Source organism: Chitinophaga ginsengisoli, assembly GCF_003014595.1.
Taxonomy (GTDB): domain Bacteria; phylum Bacteroidota; class Bacteroidia; order Chitinophagales; family Chitinophagaceae; genus Chitinophaga; species Chitinophaga ginsengisoli.
Genome location: NZ_PYGK01000012.1, coordinates 122571 through 144712, shown reverse-complemented (window position 1 = coordinate 144712; position 22142 = coordinate 122571). Strand labels below are relative to the sequence as shown.

Sequence of the window (22142 nt, the reverse complement as noted above, 5' to 3'; positions counted from 1 at the left end):
ATACGATTTAGATTTAGGTATGATGTTCAAAAGGTATTTACCGCCGACATCTGGTTGACACCGTCTCGTTTTTAACGAGGCGGTTTTTTTTTGCTTTCTTTGTTATATGGATACACAAACAAATCCCTGGACCATCTTATCCAGTGAAATGAAATATGATAACCCCTGGATAAGGGTAACAGAACACCAGGTACTAAACCCTTCCGGAGGCCCGGGTATTTACGGCATCGTACATTTTAAAAATGCCGCCATCGGCGTGGTAGCCCTCGATGAAGAAAACCATATCTACCTGGTGGGACAATACCGCTTTGCATTGGAACAGTTCTCCTGGGAGATCCCTGAAGGGGGAGGTTCGCTGGGGAAAGACCCGCTGGAAGGCGCAAAAAGGGAATTGCTGGAAGAAACCGGTCTGGTTGCCAGCGACTGGACGCCCATTGTGAAGATGCACCTGTCGAACTCAGTATGTGATGAAGCAGGGGTGGTGTACCTGGCCCGTGGACTGGAGCAAAGGACGGCAGAACCGGAAGAAACGGAGCAGCTGTACATAAAAAGGATACCTTTTGAGACGGCCTACCAGATGGTCAAAAACTATGAGATCACTGACTCCCTGTCTATCGCCGCCATTCAGAAGATAAAACTGATGATGCTGGAAGGAGAGATATGAATTCCCCAATTGGCATTAAATTCCGTTCTTTGCAGATAATGGAACAAAGAAGATTTAAAAAGCCTGGTGGATTTCGCCAGCATGCCCCCAGACCAAAGGCATCGTCAATGGTAATTGGCCGGCAGCCGGTAGTGGAAGCGATCAATGCAGGAAAGGCAATAGAACGTATTTACATGTTGCGCGGCGCAACCGGGGATATCATCCCCCAGATCAAGCAGTTAGCTGATCAGTATAATATCCCGGTGAACCTCGTTCCGGTGGAAAAACTGAATGGATTAACCTCATTCAATCATCAGGGTGTTATTGCCATTACAGGGCAGATCAACTACCTTGACCTGCAGGATGTGATATCGCATGTGACCGAACAGGGAGAAACACCTTTGTTCCTCATTCTCGATGGGATCACCGATGTGCGTAATATTGGAGCTATTGCCCGTAGTGCCGTTTGTTGCGGCGCCCAGGCGATCATTATTCCTGACAGGGGAATAGCGGCGCTGAACGAGGAGGCTATTAAGTCTTCGGCCGGCGCACTGGAAAGTATCTCCGTATGCCGGGTGAACAGCCTGCTGAAAGCCATCGATACCCTTCACCTGAACGGTATCAAGGTCATTGCCAGCGAAATGGAGGCGGAAACCAAACTCTATGATTGCCAGTTGCAGGAACCGGTAGCCGTGATTATGGGATCGGAAGACAAAGGTGTATACCCGGCTCTCCTGAAGGCGTCAGATACCTTGTTTCACATTCCTATGGCCGGAAACTTCGAATCCTTCAATGTATCTGTTGCTGCAGGCATCATCCTGTATGAAGCCATGAAGCAAAGAGGCGCATAAAAATCACCAGTAAATGAAACTGATCGAATGTCCGCGTGATGCCATGCAAGGCTGGCACAGACTTATAAGCACGGATGAAAAGGTAGCATATCTGAATGCACTGCTGAAAGTGGGATTTAATACCCTCGATTGTGGCAGCTTTGTATCGCCTAAAACCATCCCCCAGATGGCAGATACCGCTGAGGTGATACCCCGCCTGGATATGACCGGTACAAAAAGTAAACTGCTGGCTATTGTAGCCAATCAGCGGGGTGCTGAAGAAGCCGTGGTGTTCGATGAGATCGCTTACCTGGGATATCCTTTTTCCATATCAGAAACGTTTCAGCTACGCAATACCAACAAGACCATTCTGGCCTCAATGGAGCTGGTAGACACCTTCCAGGAATTGTGCATTAAGAACAATAAGCAACTGGTGGTCTACATCTCTATGGGATTCGGTAATCCTTACGGAGATCATTATGATGCGTCCATTGCCCTCCGGTGGGTGGATGAGCTGGTGCAGCGGGATATTCAGATTATCTCCCTGGCAGATACCGTGGGTGTCGCCAATCCGGAGATCATCAGCAAGCTGTTTTCAACATTGATACCAGCTTACCCGGCGGTGGAATTTGGCGCTCATTTTCATTCTGCACCTCATAACTGGGAAGAAAAAGTGACGGCAGCCTATAACCAGGGGTGCCGGCGTTTTGATAGTGCGATCAAGGGCATTGGTGGCTGTCCGATGGCGCATAACGAACTGGTTGGAAACCTGGCCACTGAGCGTTTGCTGGAGTTCAGCATACAGCATCATGAACAGCTGGGGATAGATATGAAGGCACTCCAGGCTGCTCAGGAAATTGCGGACCGTATTTTTTATTAGGATATGACAAATTTTCGCCTGACGTTTCCTGTTTCACCCATTGCGACACCTGTCCGGTATGACGATAAAATACTGCTGATGGGGTCCTGTTTTGCGGAAGAGATAGGAGCGCGGTTACAACAACATCATTTTGATGCCCTGGTAAATCCCCACGGCATCTTATATAACCCAATCAGTATTACCCAGGCACTGCACACTTATCTCGACAGGGATCAGTATACTGCGGATGATTTATTTTCTCATGGGGATTTATGGCATAGCTGGGACCATCATAGTCGCTTTTCCGGTCTGCAGATGGATGCCGTGCTGGCAAGGATCAATGCAGCGCAGGAAGCAGCGGTTCAGCGTCTGGAAGAGGCTGATTGGCTGATCATTACCCTTGGCTCTGCATATACGTATACACTTGCCTCCGACAATCAGGTAGTGGGCAATTGCCATAAAGTACCGTCTTCCCATTTTCATAAGAAATTACTTTCTCCACCAGATGCTATTGCTGCGTTGGATAATCTGATGCACCGTCTTTTCTTCCGGAATAAGAAAGTAAAGATCCTGTTCACCATAAGTCCTGTACGTTATGCCAGGGATGGCGTAGTGGAAAATAATCTCAGTAAAGCGGTACTGATACAAACCGTACATCACCTGGTGAATAAATTTGACCGGCTTTTCTATTTCCCTGCTTACGAACTGGTGATAGACGACCTGCGGGATTACCGTTTTTATAAAGAGGACCTGGTGCATCCGAATGAACTGGCTGTCAATTACGTATGGGAGCATTTTACTGCGAGCTGTGTATCGGAAGAAGGACGTAATCTATTGCCGCTTGTAGAAGATATCAATCGTGCAATGCAGCACCGGCCATTCAACCCGGAAAGCAACCAGCATAAGCAATTTCTGCAAACTTATGCAAAGAAAACGAAGCAGTTAATGAAGGAATATCCATTTCTGCGACTGGAGGAAGCACTGGCATATTTTGAAGGAAAATAATTGAAGAAATGATAAATAAAGGAAGAGGGATTTACGTAATACTTGTAAATCCCTCTTCTTTATTTATTGATTGCAAAACACTAATCCTGGTGAATCATATTCCCTTTAATCCCCACTACACCCACTACAAAACATATCAGCGCAATACTAATCGGATAAAGCAACCCTGCCAGGTGATGATGCGTTTGCGTTACGAGTAAGGTCGATACAGTAGGTAATAATCCTCCGAAAACCCCATTCCCGATATGATAAGGGAATGACATGGATGTATACCGGATACGGGTAGGGAAAAGCTCTACCAGGAAGGCCGCTATCGGACCATACACCATGGTAACGAAAATAACCTGTATAAATACCAGTAGTATCAGCCACCAGAGCTGCGCATTACTAACAATGATCTCTTTTACTGTTTCAGATTTACCATCCGTAACGGTGACAGTCTCACGCGCTTTTGACCCGTCAGTAAACACCCTGACCTTCACAGATTTCTCAATGTTCTGCATTTTACTGTTCCGGGAAATGGAATTCTCAATGCTGTATTTAGTGGTATCTTCTGTTTTCCTGCTAAGATCCGCCACGCGGTCCATACCGGCATAGATGGGATAATAGGCCAGCGCAGCGACCAGCATACCTGTCATCATGATCTTCTTACGACCTATTTTATCAGATAATTTGCCAAAATAGATGAAGAATGGTGTACCCAGCACAAGCGCTACCGCGATAATGATATTGGACTGTACGAACTCCACCTGCATGGTTTTCTGCAGGAAGGAGAGGGCATAAAACTGACCGGTATACCAGATCACGCCCTGACCCATAGCCGCGCCAAAAAGCGCCAGCAATACCAGGCGGAGATTCTCCTTTTTACCGAAGCTCTCCTTAATGGGATTGGTGGAGGTTTTGCCTTCTGATTTGAGCTGCAGGAAAAGAGGTGATTCGTGCAGACGTATCCGGATATAATATGACATGATCACCAGTACAACGGACAGCCAGAATGGGATACGCCATCCCCAGCTGTTGAAATCTTCTGTTGTAAGGCTGGAACGGGTGATCAGTATCACGGCAAGGGAAACAAACAGGCCCAGTGTGGCCGTTGTCTGGATAAAACTGGTATAGTATCCCCGTTGATGATCCGGGGCATGTTCGGCAACATAAGTAGCTGCGCCGCCGTATTCACCTCCCAGAGCCAGGCCCTGTAATAGCCTTAATACCAATACGATAATAGGCGCAAAAATGCCTATACTTTCATAGCTGGGAATCAGGCCGATCGCAAAGGTGGAACCACCCATGATCATTAAGGTGAGGAGGAAGGTATACTTACGTCCGACAAGGTCTCCCAGCCTGCCAAATACAAGGGCGCCGAAAGGCCTCACAATGAATCCCACAGCAAAGGTGGCCAATGTGGCAATGTAGGCCAGGTCAGGATTGCTTGGCGGAAAAAACTTCTGGGAAATGATGGCCGAGAGACTACCGAAAATGTAGAAATCGTACCATTCAATCAATGTTCCTGCGGAAGAGGCCAGTATTACCTGCCAGATGGATTGTGTAATTTTGCTGTTGTTCATACGTGGTTACATGGTTAATACGAATGTATAATATAGGAAAATTGTTGTAAATGTTATAGAATTTACATATTTCTATGGGGGAAAAGGCGGAATAACGCGTCTGATATTAGAAGTATTTCTATTAACTTTATTGGGACTTCAGGAATTGCACCACACAAGATCAAATATGCGTAAACGCCAGGCTTTAGTTTATTTCATCATAATACTCCTTTTACCCGCAGTAGTTTTTGCGCAGGAGGGAGGAAAAAGGCCCAAAATCGGCCTTACCCTGAGTGGTGGTGGTGCTAAAGGTCTGGCGCACATAGGTATTCTCCAGGCAATTGACAGTGCTGGTCTCAAAGTGGACTATGTTACTGGTACCAGCATGGGGAGCATCATCGGTGCGCTCTATGCCATGGGATATTCCGGAGATGCAATAGAAAAAATGGCGCATGAGATGGACTGGGACAACCTGTTCTCCAATCAGCCAGTACTGACGGATATCTCCTACGAAGAAAAAAGAGAATACAACAAATACCTGATAGAAATACCTTTTGAATACGGGAAGCCTAAACTGGCGTCCGGCGTAATTGCCGGCGAACAATTATGGCTTGAACTGGCGCGTTTATGCTGGCCGGTAAATGGTGAGAAAGATTTCTCAAAGTTTAACATCCCCTTTAAATGTATTGCAACCGACGTTACTACCGGTGATATCGTTACCCTGGATACCGGCGATATCGTGACTGCTATCCGTGCGAGTATGGCCATTCCTTCTGTATTTACGGCTATAAAGATCGGCGATAAAAAGCTGGTGGATGGTGGTGTGGTGCGTAACTTTCCTGTGATCACGGCAAAAGAAATGGGAGCAGACCTTGTGATCGGCTCCAATGTAAGCGGCGGATTGAGAAAAGCAGACCAACTGGTCACACCACTGGATATTATTTACCAGCTGGGCTTTTATAAGGATGCTGACGATTTTAAACAGGCCAAGAAGGTAACGGATATTTACATCCAGCATCACCTGGACAATTATAGTGCTGCCAGCTTTGGTAGTGTGGATTCGTTGCTTGAGCTCGGAAAAGAAAAAGGAGCGGAAATGTATCCGGTATTCAAAAGGATGGCCGATTCCCTGAATGCATTATATCCACCGGAAACACCCTTTCATAAGAACCGTTTGCCCTTTACACCCGACATAGAATTGGTAGACATCAAAGTAACAGGACTGTTGCATTCTGATGTAGGCTTTTTCCTCGGAAGATTGGGGTTGGTAAAAGATGGGTGTTATACGCCCAACGATATCAAAGAAGCAGTGCTGAATGTATTTGGTACACGCTTTTATAAAATGATCACCTACCAGCTGGAGCCTAAAGGGGATGGTAAAAGTGAAATGGATATTTCTGTGGAGGAGAATCCACTGACGTATGTAAAATTCGCTCTGCAATACAATAGTTTCACGAATGCCAGTGCTATTGTGAACATTACGCAGCGCAACTTCATTGTACCGAACTCCCGTGCCTTTGTGAGCCTGGCGATAGGTGAGAACCCAAGGATATTGGCAGAGTACTTCAAATACCTGGGGCCCAAAAGGAATTTCGGATTCGGGTTGGGCGCCTATTTTGAAGATAATGCGCTCACCTTATACAAAGATTTCAAGCGGCAGATGGAATATCACCTGAAATACCTGAATGGCGATATCCATTTCCAGTATACACTGAACCGCATGATGGCTGTGGGTGTTGGCAACCGGTACGAATTATTGAATATCAGTCCCCGGTATGAATCTGAAGAAGTCCTGAAGGGAAATGGGAACCAGATGAACAGTTATTTATACTTCGGCATCAACTCTCTGGACCGGAAGATCTTTCCCCGCCGAGGGGTGGATCTGCAGCTTGAATCAGGCTGGGTATACCGTCAGCAGGAAGGGTATCGTTTGTATAAAAATGGTGTGGAAGTATCACCGGGAGATTACAACTATAGCTTCAATGATTACCAGCGGGCGATCATGCAGATGAAGTACAATATTCCTTTCAACCGTAATGGTACCTTACAGGTACAGCTGGGGGGCGGTGCTAACTTTAATCACCGGCAGGGTCCCATCAATGCATTCTTACTGGGAGGGTTGAACAATGTGATCCGCAATCAGCTGCCTATCGTAGGCATCAGGGAAGGGGAGATCACGACATCCAGCGCGGCCACCTTCCAGTTGTCTTACCAGTATGAGCTGATGCGTAATACTTATGCTATTCCCCGTGCGGGTGTGGCGTTGTACGATTTCCTGGGAGATGTTTCCGCGAAATACAAATATATGAGTGGTTATGGCGTGACGGGTGGCTATTCTTCTTTCCTCGGCCCTATAGAAGCGTCCCTGATGTATTGTGATCAGGATGGACGTTTACGGATGTATGTAAACATCGGCTTCAATTTTTAGTGCATGCGGTCGCCCCGTACTTCCAGGTTGTTGATGATGTCTGCTTCTATGGTCAGCCATTCCTGCCAGCGTGTCTTTACCTGGTCTTCCGGCAGGTACTCATTGGCCAGGTCTATAAACAGGCGGTAGTGGCCCGCTTCAGAAATCATGAATTTACGATAGAATTCGCGCAGGTATTCGTCTTCCAGTCCTTCGCTCAGTAAACGGAAACGCTCGCAGCTACGGGCTTCGATGAGCGCAAAGATGAGCAGTCTGTCCAGTAGTACGGATTGTGGATCGCCTCCTTTATTCTGATGTGTCATCAGGGCATTGACATAGGTATCTTTCCGTTGTCTTCCCAATGTATAACCGCGTTTGCGCATTTCTGCCAGCACCTGGCGGAAGTGTCCCCATTCTTCTGTTACAATAGGCGCTAATTCCTGTACCAGCCTGTCCTTTTCGGGATAGCGCTGTATCAGTGATATGCAGGATGTCGCGGCTTTTTGTTCGCAGAAGGCATGGTCTGTCAGGACTTCTTCCAGGGAAATAGCTGCCAGGTTTACCCAGCGGGGATCAGTAGGAAGATGCAGACCCAGAATGGAAACTTTACTCATAGGGCAAAGTTACTTAGCTTTGGGAGATGAAAGAAGATTTTCTTTTAAAGCAATTGGCGCAGCGCCAGGAGCAGCATGCATTCCGGCAGCTGAGGCTCCCGAAGCCAGGGGCTGTGGACTTCTGTTCCAATGATTACCTGGGGCTGGCGAACAGTGCCGCGATGCAGGAAGGTGTACATACTTTATTGCAGGCAAGGCCGTATATGCATGGTAGTACAGGATCCCGTTTACTGGCGGGGAATTATAGCTGGATAGAGGAAGCGGAAAGTATGCTGGCTACTTTTCATCAGAGTGGGGCGGGCCTGATCTATAATTCCGGTTATGATGCGAATCTGGGTTTGTTTTCTGCTGTACCACAGAAGGGAGATACCATCATTTATGATCAGCTGATCCATGCCTCTATCAGGGACGGTATTCGTTTGTCGAAGGCACAGGCGTTTTCATTTTTGCATAATAGCCTGGATGACCTGGAGAAGAAGCTGCAGCATGCTACAGGCGATGTATTCGTAGCGGTCGAATCTGTCTACTCTATGGATGGTGATATGGCGCCGTTAAAGGAGATTGCGGCTATGTGTGAACAGTACGGCGTCCATCTGATTGTGGATGAAGCGCATGCCACCGGTGTAGTAGGGGAGAAGGGAGAGGGACTGGTGCAGCACCTGCAATTGCAGCATGCATGTTTTGCGCGTGTGCATACTTTTGGTAAGGCAGTGGGTTGTCATGGAGCTGTTGTATTGGGGAGTCCACACCTGCGGGATTTCCTTATTAATTTTTCCAGATCATTCATTTATACCACGGCATTGCCACCGACAGCCATTGCGGCTATTGTGGCCAGTTATGAGCTGTTCCCGTATATGCATACCGCCCGTGAGCACCTGGCAGTGCTAATAAATCACTTCAGGAAAGGAGTGGCCAGTCTGAGTACATTGTACAGTGAGACACCTATCCAGGTAATATTGACACCGGGTAATCAGACGACGCGCGACCTCGCTTCCAGTTTGCAATCGGCCGGCCTGGATGTAAGGCCTATCCTACATCCTACGGTGCCAAAGGGGAAAGAACGTTTGAGAATCGTATTGCATAGTTTCAATACGATGGAGGAAGTGGACCGGTTGATAAATGCATTGGTGCAGTAGTGGCAATATCGCCGCTATATTTTACGTATATTAGCAGATAACCTAGCACGTATGAGATTTGTTCCCTTTACCGTTAGCGCGGTGATAACCATTGCTTTGATAGTATGTCTGGATCGTTCCTGGGGCTCATTACCACCGTTGGGAAGGTTGTTAAGTCCGCAGGAGGGTTTCTGGCAGAACGCTACATCTATCAGCAAAGACTATAATGAAGACCTGCATGTTCCCGGGTTGAAAGGGAAGGTAGAGGTTTGGCTGGACGATAGAATGGTGCCTCACATCTTTGCAGAAAATAGTACAGATGCTTACTACGTAGAAGGATATATGCATGCCCGTGACCGTTTGTGGCAGATGGAGCTGCAGTCGTTTGCTGCCGCCGGCCGTCTGTCAGAGATCCTGGGAAATAAAATGCTCAACTATGACCGCCAGCAGCGCCGGCTGGGTATGTTATATGGCGCTGAGCAGGCGCTGAAAGCAATGGAGGATGACCCGGTAGCCGGACCCGCTATCAATGCTTATTCTGATGGTATCAATGCTTATATCAGTACACTCACTAAAGCAACACTCCCACTTGAATATAAACTGCTGAACTATACGCCCGAGAAATGGACGCCTTTAAACTCTGCCCTGTTGCTGAAGATGATGGCAGCGGATCTGGCAGGAGGGGCTAATGATCTCGTTTATACCAATGCACGTCAGCTTTTCAGCAAAGAAGACTTTGCTAAAATGTACCCTGATTTCGGAGATAGTATTGATCCTATCATTCCCCGGGGAACACCATATCCAGCGCCCAGCGTAAAAGTAATTACACCGGCAGACAGTATCCTGAAAGCAGCCGGTGTAATGCTGCATTTCAAGGAGGATAAACCTGATCCTGACAATGGTAGTAATAACTGGGCGGTAGCCGGGTCTAAAACACGTTCCGGTGCGCCTATCCTTGCGAATGATCCTCACCTGGGTCTGAGCCTGCCTTCGCTCTGGTATGAAGTACAGATCCATACACCTGAGATGAATGTTTACGGCGCTTCACTACCTGGCGCTCCGGGTGTTATCATTGGCTTCAATGATCATATCGCCTGGGGAGTGACCAATGGCGCAGAGGATGTGAAAGACTTTTACCTGATGCAGTTCCGTAATGGTAAACAACAGTACCTGTTTAACGGCGCGTACCGTAATGCAGACCTGCATATAGAGAAGATCAATGTGAAAGGGGAGCCGCCGTATTATGATACGGTAGCCTATACGGTATGGGGACCTGTGGTATACGACAATGTATTCCCCGATACAACCACCAATCACCAGTTCCTCGCAATGCGCTGGAAAGCACTGGACCCTTCAGCTGAGATCAGGACATTCCTGGAGCTGAATAAAGCCCATAATTACAAGGATTATTTAGCCGCTTTAAAATATTACACCTGTCCTGCCCAGAACTTCGCATTCGCCGCTAAAACGGGCGAAATAGCGCTCTGGCATAACGGACAATTCCCTTTGCGTTTTAAGGACCAGGGTAAATGGATTATGCCGGGGAGTGACAGCACCTTTGCATGGCAGGGATATGTGCCGCAGGAAGAGAATCCGCATATACTCAACCCGGCACGCGGGTTTGTGAGTTCTGCCAACCAGCATCCGACTGATAGTACCTATCCTTACCGCTATGTGGCTGATTTTGATCTCTTCAGGGGGAAACGCATCAACGAAGTGCTGGCAGCAGATAGCCAGATCACTGTACAGCAAATGATGGACCTGCAGAATGATGTGCTGAACCCTTTTGCCCGTGCGGCCCTGCCGATGATCAGAAAACATCTGCCTGTTTCTCTGCTCACCGCCGATCAGCGTACTTACTGGGAGCTGCTGGATAAATGGAACCTGCAGAGTAGTGCGGATAGTAAAGCAGCTACTATCTTCAACATTTTCTGGGATAAGCTGCAATCTGCCATCTGGGATGATGATATCGTCCGTGAGAAGACGCCGTTGCAACAGCCATGGGAAAAGACCACCCTGCTCTGGCTCATCCGTGATTCTTCCATGAAATTCATCGACAATATTCATACGCCGGAAAAGGAAACACTTTCTCAGACTATATTGACTGCTTTCGCTTTTGCGGCAGACAGCGCCAAGGCATTGGACAAGGAGCATAAATTAGAGTTTGGCCGTTTCCGTGGTACGAATATCCGCCACCTGACGCGGTCCATTATTCCGTTCAGCGCTATGAACCTGCATACCGGAGGAGGTCGCCATATTGTAAATGCGACCAAACAAGTGCATGGACCTTCCTGGAAAATGGTGGTGCAGCTGAGTGAGAAGACAGAGGCATACGGCATCTATCCGGGTGGACAAAGCGGTAATCCGGGTAGCCCGTTTTATGACAACGCGGTACAGGATTGGGTACAGGGAAAATACTATTTGCTGCATGTGTTTGATCCGAAGGAAAGTACAGACCCGGCAGTGAAGTTTAAGGTGCGGTTTAGTAAGGGTTGAAAATTTTTCTAAGAAATATTTGGAAGGGAATATATAATTCCTATCTTTGCACTCCCAATCACAAAAAGGGAATGATTCCGTAGCTCAGTTGGTAGAGCAATACACTTTTAATGTATGGGTCCTGGGTTCGAGTCCCAGCGGGATCACAGAAAGATTAAACAAATTGAAACCTGCACACTGTGCAGGTTTTGTTTTTTCAGGACGTGTGTGTTCTCTCAAAGCGCTCCTATTTTCATTTTTCATACAAGTGAGCCTGCCTTAGGAATGTTCCGATATTCAAGGTAGTCGCGACTTTTACATGACTATTTCCCGGGAATCAAAAACCGCTATTTGTAAACTAATTAACGATTTTTTACTACCTTGCGCCGATGTGCAGCAGGCACTTAGTTATTCTTGTTAACTAAAATACATTTTAACTTTAAGTAATAATGTTAATAGACTTTCAAACCTTAAAAAGTCAAGCGAAAGGCATTCAAAAGAATAATTTCAAAAAGGCCAAAATTGCTATTCTCGGAAACTATACAACACAGTTTCTGGCAAAGTCAATTGAGTACTCAGGTTTGAAGCATTCAGTTGAATTTGAAATATACAATGCTGAATACGATCAGATTGAATCTGAGATATACGATTTAAATTCCGGGTTATATAATTTTAACGCTGATTTTGTTTTTATCACGATTTCTTCATTGAAATTACAAAGCAAATTTTACGCGCTGTCAGCAGAACAGAAAGCGACTTTTTGCCGTGACTATATCACTGATCTGACGAATCTGATCAATGTCTTAAACAGCCGCATAAAGACAAAAATTATCATTAACAATCTGGAAATTCTCAATGATGAGGTTTTTGGGAATTTCTATGCCAAGGTAGACCAATCATTTACAAGTAATGTCTATGATCTGAATGCCGGATTGCTGCAACTGGCAAGGACATTTGATAATCTGTATTTATTTGACCTGAACGGGTTGATACAATATTATGGTACCCGCCATATCAGGGACTGGAGCCAATATGTAAATGCTGACCTCCATTATTCCCTGGACTTTCACGCAGCTATTTCTGAAAAGCTGGTAGCTTTTATTGGTGCATTCTTAGGGGCCATCAAAAAATGTGTGATCGTTGACCTTGACAACACGATGTGGGGTGGAATTATCGGAGATGATGGTTTACAGGGAATACAGATCGGATCACTGGGGATTGGAAAATCTTATACAGAACTACAGAAATGGATCAAACAGCTGAAAGAACGAGGCATTATTGTGGCTGTTTGTTCCAAGAATACGGAATCCGTTGCGAAGGAGCCATTTGAAAAGCATCCTGAAATGGTGCTGAAACTGGATGATATTGCTGTTTTCATTGCCAATTGGGAGAACAAAGCTGACAATATCAGGGCTATTCAGCAAATATTAAATATTGGCTTTGATTCCATGGTATTCCTTGATGACAACCCGGCAGAAAGATCGATCATTCGCCAGAACCTGCCGGCGGTGTGTGTACCGGAACTACCGGAAGATCCGGCCTTATACCTGGATTACCTGAAATCATTGCATCTTTTCGAAACAGCATCGTTTTCAGCGGGAGATAAAGATCGTACTAAACAATATCAGGAGGAAGCCCAAAGGCAGCAACTTCAATTTACTGTAACCAACATTGAGGACTATTTAAAAAGTCTGCAAATGGAAATTGTAATTGAACCTTTTAATCCCATCGATATTCCCAGGATAGCGCAGCTTACACAACGGTCTAACCAGTTTAACCTGAGAACTGTCAGGTATTCCGAGGTGGAGATCAGAGATATGGCAGCTGATAGTTCCAACTATTTTACCTGTTCGGTTAAATTGAAGGATAAATTTGGTGACTATGGTCTTATATCGGTGCTTATTCTGAAGCGTCTTAGTGACGAAAGTTTGTTTATCGATACCTGGGTGATGAGTTGCCGGGTGCTTAAAAGAGGTGTGGAAAACGCTGTGGTGAACTATTGTATCGCACTGGCAAAAAATAATGGTTTCCGTCGGCTTGTGGGTGAATACATTGCGACTGCTAAGAATGATCTGGTGAGGGAACATTACCCCAGCCTGGGATTTGCAGAGAAGGACGGGCTCTGGCACCTGGATGTACAAAATTTCAAACCTCTTATTCACTATATTAATTAGATTGTTATGGACATTTTGAAGGATGTGAATACCATCTTCATAGACGTATTGGAAAATGATGATTTAGTAATTACCCGCGAAACTACTTCTGCTGATGTAGAGGAATGGGATTCGCTGAATCATATACAACTGGTCGTTTCCATAGAAAAACATTTCAAGCTGAAGTTTTCTGCGAATGAAATAAGAAACTGGAAAAATGTTGGGGAAATGTGTGATGCTATCGCGCTAAAATTGAGTGCATAATGCAGGTGGGCGACAAATATCAGCATGAATTTGAAGTTTCCAGCGAAATCTATAATGGGTTTCTGGGGATTTTTAATGACAGGAACCCCCTTCATACAGAAAAGTCATTTGCTAACGCCAAGGGCTTTAAAGATGTGGTGATGCATGGAAACATATTAAATGGGTTCGTGTCTTATTTTGTCGGAGAGCTGCTCCCTACCAAAGATGTCATGATTATACAGCAGGAGATTAAATTCCATTCTCCGGTTTTTTTAGCCGATACGCTTTCTTTTTCGGCTACACAAAGTGCCATATTTGAATCTGTAAATGCTGTAGAATTTAAGTTTGAATTTATAAACAAGACAGATAACAGAAAAGTAGCTAAAGGAAAGCTATTAATCGGATTGATATGAACATTTTAGTAACTGGTGGAAGTAAGGGCGTTGGAAACGCTATTGTCAATAAGCTGGCTGAGAAGGCTGAGGACCACATCTATTTTACTTACCTTAATTCCGAAGCCGCTGCATCTGAACTGGAGGTAAAGTACCCTAATGTATCAAAAGTACAATGTGACTTCAGCGATGAAAAATCGTTGTCGTCATTGGTCGATAAAATAGGCCAGTGGAATATTGATGTGCTGATTAATAACGCTGCTGTTAACCCGCAAAAAAAACATTTCCATAAATTAGATGAAGCATCCCTCATCAGGGATTTCAAGACTAATATAGTAAGTACCATTACGGTTACGCAAGCTGCTATCAGTGCTTTCAGGAAAAAGAAGTCTGGAAAGATAATAACGATCCTGTCTTCGGCGATCGTAGGCAAACCTGCGGTGGGATGGTCGGAGTATATTGCCGGTAAAAACTATTTGCTGTCATTGTCAAAGTCATGGGCAACAGAGAATAACCGGTTTAATATCACCTCGAATTGTGTTTCACCTTCCTTCATGTTGACTGATTTTAATCAGGATGTAGACGAGCGCCTGGTTGAAGAGATTATTTCGTCGCACCCGCTGGGCAAGCTCATACTGCCTGCGGAAGTTGCGGATGTAGTTGCCTTTCTTACTACCTGTTCACAACATATCAATGGTCAGAACATTGTTATGAATGCCGCAATGGACATTTAATTTTCAATTATTATGACTCCCAACGAACTGCATTATTTCAGGATAGCTACAGTAGACGACAGGCAAGCATTACGGACATTTCTTGCGGAGCAATGGAATCCCGAGCATATATACCTGAAAAGCGACCCTTTCTTTGATTATGACTTCCGGTATGAAGACAATCTGAATTTTTTGCTGGCGATAAACCAGGATGGTCAGATTGATGGCATCCTGGGGTTTATCCTATATGGTCAGGAATACAAAAACAGCGATGTTTTTACGGTATTGTGGAAGGCAAGGCCCAAAAATGGAGATCCGATGTTGGGTATGACGCTGTTGGAAAAACTGATCTCCGGATTTGGTTTCAGAATTGTTTCTACTGTTGGTGCCAACGCTAAAACCCTGCCTTTATATGAATTTATGGGTTATAAAACGGGGCAGCTACAACATTATTTTATATTGAATGATCAACTCACGGCGTTTACTATCTGTAGTAATACCCAAAAGGTAAAGGCCGATAATACATCAATACCGGACGCAGGTAAGCAATTGGTAGCTTTTGAATCTTATAATAAGCTGACTGCATATTTCAATCCGGAAAAATATAAAGAACGCATTCCCTATAAGTCTCCGCAGTACATTGATAAGCGCTATTTCAACCATCCCATTTATGTCTATAAGGTGTTAGGCATTGCTGATGTTAGGGGGGAAGTCAACAGTATTCTGGTGACAAGGGAAGTCGCCCAGAATGGCGCAAAAGTATTAAGGGTGGTTGATTTTATTGGTAATGAAGCTGATTTAGCAGGCCTTGGTACTTCCTTAAAGGCACTTTTATACGGGAACGGGTATGAATATATTGATTTCCTTCAGTATGGCATTGATCATGATACTATGAAGGCAGCTGGTTTTCAGTTGAGAGATGATTATGAAGACCTGATCATCCCCAACTATTTTGAACCGTTCAGCCAGACCAATATTAAAATTAATTTCTTTACTACTGCCAGCGAACCGTATTATATTTTTAAGGCTGATGGTGATCAGGACCGTCCGAGCAGGATTAATGCATAATAATTAATTGTATCAGCATGAGCAAGAAATGTACGATCGTCATGTATCATTATGTTCGGGATCTTAAGCATACACGATATCCTGAGATCAAGGGGTTGGATCTGCCCTTATTCTATGAACAAATAGCATACCTTCAAAAAAATTATTCCATTATTAAAATGGAGGAATTAATTGATGCGATCGATCAGGATGCTGAATTACCTTCTAATGCCTGCCTGCTCACCTTTGATGATGGATACATTGATCACTACACCAATGTATTTCCAATTCTCGAGAAGAAAAAATTGCAGGGCTCCTTTTTTTTGCCGGTAAAAACTGCACTTGAGAATAAGATACTGGATGTAAATAAGATTCACTTTATACTAGCCAGTGTTGCTAATAAAGAGTTGCTTGTCCAGGAAATTTTCCAGCAGCTGAATGAATATAGGGAAACCTACAAGTTGCAATCTGATGAATTCTATTTCAAAAAGCTGGCAGTGGCTAACAGGTATGATTCAGCGAGCATCATTTTTATTAAACGTATACTTCAGGTTGAACTGCCGGAAGTTGTCAGGAATGCCATCACAGATGTGCTTTTCCGCAAATTTGTAAGTGCAGATGAAACGGCCTTCAGCAGGGAGCTTTATATGAGCATGGAGCAGGTGGAATGCATGCAAAGAAATGGAATGCATATTGGTGGACATGGCAATAACCATTATTGGTTAGGCTCGTTAAGCAAAGAACTCCAACGTATTGAACTGACGGAATCAGTAAAATTGGTAGAAAGGGTAGGTGGGAATCTGGATTACTGGACGATGTGTTATCCGTACGGAAACTATAACAGTGATACCATTGACCTGTTGAAAGAGTTGAAATGTAAGGTTGCTCTTACTACTGAAGTAGACGTCGCAAAGGTTTCAGATGCCAGGAGGTTTGAGCTGGCCAGGTTAGATACGAATGATATTCCCAAAGATGGAAATGCACAGGTGAATGATTGGTATGGGAAATCCTGAGATTGTGCTTTGAACGGAAAGGTCGCTGTGAGCGATTTATAGTACTGCAAGATACCTCATCTTAAATAGATTCGTTTCCTATCTTAGTATTATGGAAAAGAAGCGTGTCGTATTTTTTCTGTTTGACCATGTGCATCTGTTGGATCTGGCGGGTGCTGTCACGGTTTTTTACGAAGCGGGATGTTGCGGACATCCATATGAATTGCGGTATGTGTCGCCCTATACTGCGCCTGGCACTTCTTCAGGGTTAGGGTTTACTAATGTAGAACCGCTGGATGTCATCAGCATTCAATCTGACGATATAGTGATGGTAGCTGGAATGGACCTTTCGAAGTGGGACCATACAAACGACAGCGTGTGGATCCCCTGGCTGCAACATGCCGCTGCGGAGGGCGCTACCATATGTTCTGTTTGCACAGCTGCATTTGCGCTGGCAGTAGCCGGGCTACTTGATGGCCGTAGCTGTACTACACATTGGGGCTATACTGCCGCTTTGCAGCAGCACTTTCCCAGGTTGCAGGTGATAGAAAACAGGTTGTTCGTAAAAAGTGACAATATTTACACCAGTGCAGGCATTTCTACAGGTATAGACCTGGCACTGTTCCTGGTGGAAGAACATTATGGCCCTACTTTCGCGTATACGGTGGCGAAGGACATGGTGGTATATATCCGTCGCGATGGAGAGGCTGCCCAACATAGTATCCATCTGCAGCACCGGCAGCATATCAATCACCAGATACACGAAATACAGGATTATATTACCTATCATCTGCACACAAAACTGACAATCAACGAACTGGCGACAATGGTGTTTATGTCGTCACGGAATCTCACCCGTCTGTTCAAATCTACTACAGGTATTACTATTGGAGATTACATCCGTCACCTGCGCGAAGAAAAGGCTATGCAGTTGCTGAAGGAGGGCCAGAAGCTGGCATGGGTCGCTAAAGCCTGTGGCATTAGCAGCACCCGGCAACTAAGTCAGCTGGCGAAGAAGGCTGGTACAATGGCTAAAATGGCCTGATTAGCTGCCTGCTTGTCCTTTTTTGCACAATACCCCGTCGTAATTTGCGTGTACAATAATAGTATATGAAACAGCTGTTTATCTTACTGTTGTGCATGCCTTTATGGGGAATGGCGCAACAAAAGGGGCCCGACTATGTCTGCCCACCTTGTGGTCAATGCGACTCTATTGTATATCATAAGCCGGGCGTATGCCCGCATTGCGGTATGACGCTGGTGCTCCGTGACACCACCGGGACTACAGGGCAACAACCATATAGTATCTGCTTCTACCTGTATGATGGCACAGAAGTGCTTGATTTTGCGGGGCCTCTGGAAGTATTTTCCTATGCAGGGTTTAAAATATTTACTGTAGGTAAAACGAAGGCGCCTGTAACCGTACAGGGTATATTAAAAGTGAACCCTGACTACAGTATACAGGATGCACCACCGGCAGATATCTTTGCTATCTTCGGTGGAGATGACGATGTTGCTGCTGGTGATCCGGAAGTGATTAGTTGGATTAAAAGCCGGGATGCCGGTACGAAAGGGTACTTTTCTGTCTGCACGGGCGCATTTGTACTGGGACGGGCCGGTTTGCTGGACAGCCTTACAGTGACAACCTTTCACAATAGTATCCAATCATTGCAGAAGGCCGTGCCTTCCGCCAAAGTGCTGGCCAATGTACGTTATGTAGATAATGGGCGTATCATTACTACTGCTGGTATTTCCGCAGGCATAGACGGTGCGCTGCACCTGGTAGCGAAATTGAAAGGAGAAGCGGAAGCGGAACGTATTGCCAAACACATGGAATATGACAAGTATGTGCCTGAGCAGGGGCTGGTAGTAAAGCATTGAGAAGACCGTTCCGCTTTTAAAAGATAGTATGAATAAAGCCTGCTGCATCGCTGTGCAGCAGGCTTTATCTATTGGTGTTGATAGTTTATTCTTTATCGGCAGGTTGTTTGTTAGCTGCCACTTTCAATGATAACCTGGTAATCGAATCATTGAGCGTTACATACTTCTCTTTCAGGAATTCCCTTCTCTTATGATCAACGTTTGACATAGTCAATGAGTCCGTGATAGTGGAAAGTGAATTCTTGTAATGGTTAAATCTGTCACGCTGGATCGGATTGTGCTGGCTCTCGATGTACTTCTGCAGTGTGTCGAGATAGTCACTCTGCCTGGAATGCACTTCGGCAATAGTCTGGCTGTCTGTCGCCTTTGATATGCTATCAACAAGCAGTTTATTTTTCTGGGAGGTAGTCAGGATGTTCAGCGCCGTATCCTTGCTTTTAATTACGGTTTCCTGGTTAGCGATCAGATCATTTTTGTAAGAGGTTGACATAAAAGTAAACACACCCACTGTTACAGTCATGATGAAACAAACCAGCATGTATCGGTTGATCATTTTAAGAATGGCAGGGTTCACTTTTGGAAGTATAACCAGGCTAGCAATGAGTTTATACGCGAGGTACATCAGCAGAAAGCCAAATCCGGCGATTCCTGTACCTAAAATCTTTACGATGTCTAAAGAGTCCATAGGAGTTTGAATAAGGCTCAAATATATATTATTTTGAATATATAATCTTTACTGGATTGGCAATAGCTGATTTTTTGAGCACTTCTATGGTTAGATCAATAATGGGGACAGGGGCTGATTTGGTCGGGGAGTGCTGGTTAGGACAGCACAACAATTTTCAGGATAGCGTGTTTGATATCAGGAGACGAACAACAGCACTCTATTACGAGGGTATTGGCAGGATGAATAAAGCCTGGTTCATCCTGCCTTTTTTATGCAATAACATTACAAAGCAGATTCGCTTTCGTTCATGATGTTTTTACGGCTCCAGTCCGATAAAGAAAACATTACCTCCCGTAAAGATTCTCCTTTTTCGCTCAATGAATATTCCACTCTTGGAGGAATTTCAGGGTAGGCTTTGCGAATGATGATGCCATCGGCCTCCAGTTCTTTTAAACATCTTGACAGCACTTTAAGTGCGATGTTGGGCATTATTCTGTTGAATTCGCCAAAACGTATCGGGCCTTTCAATAAAAGCCAGATAATAGGTGGTTTCCACTTGCCGCCAATCACGTCAATAGTGGCTGTTATGGGACAATCTTCTGCGCTATGAAATTTTTTCTCAATTTTTTTTGTTTCCATAATTCAATGCTGTTGATAATTACAACCTTTTGGTAATTACTTGACGAAATGGTAACTACTTGACAAAAGTACAGTAATGGAATAATTTCGACGTAAAATTTATATACATGAAGATTATTATTGTTGGTGCCACAGGTACTATTGGCAAACATGTAACGAAGGCCTTGCAAAAAGAACATGAGGTTATTGCTGTTGGATCCCGAAGCGGAGATTTACAGGTCAATATTAGTGATCCTGATTCCATAAAAGCCATGTATGAGAAGGCCGGTCCTTTCGATGCGCTGATTTGTGTAGCGGGAGATGGTCATTTTGGACCCCTGGAAAAAATGACCGACGCAGATTTCCGGATTAGTGTAAACAGTAAATTAATGGGACAGGTAAATCTTGTATTAATCGGGCAACGTTACATTAATCCTAATGGTTCCTTCACGCTGACTTCAGGAAGTCTGGCTGACGATCCTGTAGTACTGGGAGCATCGCTAAGCGCCGTTAATGGTGCTATAGATGGATTTGTGCGTGGAGCTGCTATTGAGCTTAAAAATGGGGTTCGCATCAATGCGGTGGGCCCGGATGTTGTGGAGGAATCGCCTGGATATTTCCCCTTCTTTCACGGTCATGAACCTGTTTCCATGCATCGGGTGACATTGGCGTATATTAAAAGCGTACTCGGTGCGCACACCGGTAAAACGTACTATGTCTTTGGGTAGTGCCAGACAGACCGGAATCTGATTTTTCAATAGTGATCTGTTGGCTATTCCAGTGGAGTAGTCAACAGATTACTGTTGTTATCGGCCTGGTCGGAAGCATTCACCGTATTTCAAGTTATGCAATAGTACAGTTTGGCGCTACGTTTAAGTGGCCCCGTTAACAAGGCAATAACAACGCGATATCATTAAGAAAAGTAAGTTTGCGTCCCAGAAAGATATTCGCCCGTAATGGATTGTCGGGCGTTAGACAGGAGAAAAGGAGGCGATCACTGCCTCCTTTTTTATTTATAATTCTCGACCTATGCTAACTGTCATGTAATTGTAATTTCACACGGTTGATGTTACCTTCATGGTGTGTTCCCCGTTCTACCGAAATAATAGCTAACGCACGAGGCTGAGTGCTGACAGGATATTGTTAGTAGCATAATTCTTTCCCCATGTTAAACCAATAGCAACGTTATGAAAAATGCATTTCGGACGGCCATTATCTGCATAATGATATTTAGTGCCTGTTCTAAACACGAAAACAATGTACTGCCAGAAGACAATGGCTGTATTGAAAGGATCTATCTACCTGTTACCGCACATTCAGTGAGTAGTGCCGATGTAACCACAATAAATGGCCTTTTTAGTAATAATCAAATTGCGAATGGTAATTTAAGGTACTATAAGTATTCCCGTGATATATTTCAGACCTTATATTCACCCTATACAAAATACGATCAGCAAATAGTAGAGGTCAATCAATACACAAACGGTCTGCGCATATTTGTACGCGATCTTTCATACAGTTTTTGGGATCAGCGTTTTCATTTGAGAAGCGGTGAAATTACGAAAGGTACTTCTTTGGATACATTGCATCAGTTGACTTTACCCCAGCTAAGAGGCTTATTCCTGGCCAGTGTTCAACAGTTTGATAAGGCTGCAGATAAATTTAAAGACGTTTGTTTAAAAGCAGAATTTGGTTATTATAACCTGAATATCGGAGTAAGTTATGCACCGGAAGTGTTGGTGAAGGCATGGCGGATTACGCCTCTCAACAGCGTTTATCCGTCTGAATATCCTATAGCTTATTATCAGGATAATGGGAAGTTGATTTCATATGATAATGGGATACAAACGTCCAGGTAGGGAATTTCTGTTAGGATAGTAAAAGAGAAGCTTCAAGTGTAAAGACTTGAAGCTTCTCTGGTTTTATTAGATTAGTGTTTAATTA

Annotated in this window: 21 protein-coding genes and 1 tRNA gene; 18 read left to right on the top strand and 4 right to left on the bottom strand. The window is 44.7% G+C overall.

Annotated elements, in window-relative coordinates; translation table 11 throughout:
* Positions 1-106 precede the first annotated feature (106 nt).
* The 4 genes from CLV42_RS24280 to CLV42_RS24265 are packed head-to-tail and all read left to right on the top strand — an operon-like array spanning position 107 to position 3337.
* The gene (locus CLV42_RS24280) at positions 107-664 is read left to right on the top strand and encodes an NUDIX domain-containing protein (RefSeq protein ID WP_106604522.1); all 558 of its coding nucleotides are present in this window, start codon (positions 107-109) and stop codon (positions 662-664) included.
* Positions 665-702: 38 nt separating this feature from the next.
* Positions 703-1494, top strand: coding sequence for a 23S rRNA (guanosine(2251)-2'-O)-methyltransferase RlmB (rlmB, locus tag CLV42_RS24275; protein WP_106604603.1), 792 nt, complete (start codon positions 703-705; stop codon positions 1492-1494).
* 13 nt (positions 1495-1507) lie between these two features.
* The gene (locus CLV42_RS24270) at positions 1508-2353 is read left to right on the top strand and encodes a hydroxymethylglutaryl-CoA lyase (protein ID WP_106604521.1); all 846 of its coding nucleotides are present in this window, start codon (positions 1508-1510) and stop codon (positions 2351-2353) included.
* A gap of 3 nt (positions 2354-2356) precedes the next feature.
* The gene (locus CLV42_RS24265; RefSeq protein WP_106604520.1) at positions 2357-3337 is read left to right on the top strand and encodes a GSCFA domain-containing protein; all 981 of its coding nucleotides are present in this window, start codon (positions 2357-2359) and stop codon (positions 3335-3337) included.
* A gap of 80 nt (positions 3338-3417) precedes the next feature.
* Here the strand turns inward: CLV42_RS24265 and CLV42_RS24260 are convergent, their stop codons facing one another.
* Complete coding sequence (locus CLV42_RS24260; RefSeq protein ID WP_106604519.1) at positions 3418-4902, bottom strand: MFS transporter; 1485 nt, start codon at positions 4900-4902, stop codon at positions 3418-3420.
* Positions 4903-5068: 166 nt separating this feature from the next.
* Here CLV42_RS24260 and CLV42_RS24255 point away from each other — a divergent pair, with 166 nt between their 5' ends.
* Positions 5069-7309, top strand: a complete 2241-nt coding sequence (locus CLV42_RS24255) for a patatin-like phospholipase family protein (protein WP_106604518.1) — start codon at positions 5069-5071, stop codon at positions 7307-7309.
* Here CLV42_RS24255 and miaE read toward each other — a convergent pair.
* Positions 7306-7902 (bottom strand): tRNA-(ms[2]io[6]A)-hydroxylase, encoded by a 597-nt coding sequence (gene miaE, locus CLV42_RS24250; RefSeq protein WP_106604517.1) that lies wholly within the window; start codon positions 7900-7902, stop codon positions 7306-7308. The genes CLV42_RS24255 and miaE overlap by 4 nt on opposite strands.
* Positions 7903-7928: 26 nt before the next feature.
* Here miaE and CLV42_RS24245 point away from each other — a divergent pair, with 26 nt between their 5' ends.
* From CLV42_RS24245 to CLV42_RS24195, 11 genes are all read left to right on the top strand, one after another.
* Positions 7929-9038: an aminotransferase class I/II-fold pyridoxal phosphate-dependent enzyme gene (locus CLV42_RS24245; protein WP_106604516.1), complete on the top strand. Its 1110-nt coding sequence runs from the start codon at positions 7929-7931 to the stop codon at positions 9036-9038.
* A 51-nt stretch (positions 9039-9089) separates the two neighbouring features.
* The gene (locus CLV42_RS24240) at positions 9090-11513 is read left to right on the top strand and encodes a penicillin acylase family protein (protein WP_106604515.1); all 2424 of its coding nucleotides are present in this window, start codon (positions 9090-9092) and stop codon (positions 11511-11513) included.
* Between the two features lie 73 nt (positions 11514-11586).
* A tRNA-Lys gene (locus tag CLV42_RS24235) sits at positions 11587-11659 on the top strand.
* Between the two features lie 282 nt (positions 11660-11941).
* Positions 11942-13666: an HAD-IIIC family phosphatase gene (locus CLV42_RS24230; RefSeq protein ID WP_106604514.1), complete on the top strand. Its 1725-nt coding sequence runs from the start codon at positions 11942-11944 to the stop codon at positions 13664-13666.
* Between the two features lie 6 nt (positions 13667-13672).
* Complete coding sequence (locus tag CLV42_RS24225) at positions 13673-13909, top strand: acyl carrier protein (protein ID WP_106604513.1); 237 nt, start codon at positions 13673-13675, stop codon at positions 13907-13909.
* Positions 13909-14301 (top strand): MaoC/PaaZ C-terminal domain-containing protein, encoded by a 393-nt coding sequence (locus tag CLV42_RS24220; protein ID WP_106604512.1) that lies wholly within the window; start codon positions 13909-13911, stop codon positions 14299-14301. Before CLV42_RS24225 ends, CLV42_RS24220 begins: the two co-directional genes overlap by 1 nt.
* Positions 14298-15014, top strand: a complete 717-nt coding sequence (locus CLV42_RS24215; protein WP_106604511.1) for an SDR family NAD(P)-dependent oxidoreductase — start codon at positions 14298-14300, stop codon at positions 15012-15014. The genes CLV42_RS24220 and CLV42_RS24215 overlap by 4 nt, the downstream gene beginning before the upstream one ends.
* Positions 15015-15026: 12 nt before the next feature.
* Positions 15027-16061: a hypothetical protein gene (locus CLV42_RS24210; protein ID WP_106604510.1), complete on the top strand. Its 1035-nt coding sequence runs from the start codon at positions 15027-15029 to the stop codon at positions 16059-16061.
* 158 nt (positions 16062-16219) lie between these two features.
* Positions 16220-17053: a polysaccharide deacetylase family protein gene (locus CLV42_RS24205; protein WP_211303527.1), complete on the top strand. Its 834-nt coding sequence runs from the start codon at positions 16220-16222 to the stop codon at positions 17051-17053.
* A 91-nt stretch (positions 17054-17144) separates the two neighbouring features.
* Positions 17145-18077, top strand: coding sequence for a GlxA family transcriptional regulator (locus CLV42_RS24200; RefSeq protein ID WP_106604508.1), 933 nt, complete (start codon positions 17145-17147; stop codon positions 18075-18077).
* 65 nt (positions 18078-18142) lie between these two features.
* Positions 18143-18913: a DJ-1/PfpI family protein gene (locus CLV42_RS24195; protein ID WP_106604507.1), complete on the top strand. Its 771-nt coding sequence runs from the start codon at positions 18143-18145 to the stop codon at positions 18911-18913.
* A gap of 85 nt (positions 18914-18998) precedes the next feature.
* Here the strand turns inward: CLV42_RS24195 and CLV42_RS24190 are convergent, their stop codons facing one another.
* Positions 18999-19598: a hypothetical protein gene (locus CLV42_RS24190; RefSeq protein WP_106604506.1), complete on the bottom strand. Its 600-nt coding sequence runs from the start codon at positions 19596-19598 to the stop codon at positions 18999-19001.
* Positions 19599-19862: 264 nt separating this feature from the next.
* Positions 19863-20219 carry a winged helix-turn-helix transcriptional regulator gene (locus tag CLV42_RS24185; protein ID WP_106604505.1) on the bottom strand — a complete coding sequence of 119 codons (357 nt, stop codon included), beginning with the start codon at positions 20217-20219 and terminating at the stop codon, positions 19863-19865.
* A gap of 107 nt (positions 20220-20326) precedes the next feature.
* Here CLV42_RS24185 and CLV42_RS24180 point away from each other — a divergent pair, with 107 nt between their 5' ends.
* A complete protein-coding gene (locus CLV42_RS24180; protein ID WP_106604504.1) occupies positions 20327-20926 on the top strand; it encodes a short chain dehydrogenase in 600 nt (199 codons plus the stop codon).
* 459 nt (positions 20927-21385) lie between these two features.
* The gene (locus CLV42_RS24175; RefSeq protein WP_106604503.1) at positions 21386-22057 is read left to right on the top strand and encodes a hypothetical protein; all 672 of its coding nucleotides are present in this window, start codon (positions 21386-21388) and stop codon (positions 22055-22057) included.
* The last annotated feature ends 85 nt before the right edge of the window (positions 22058-22142 follow it).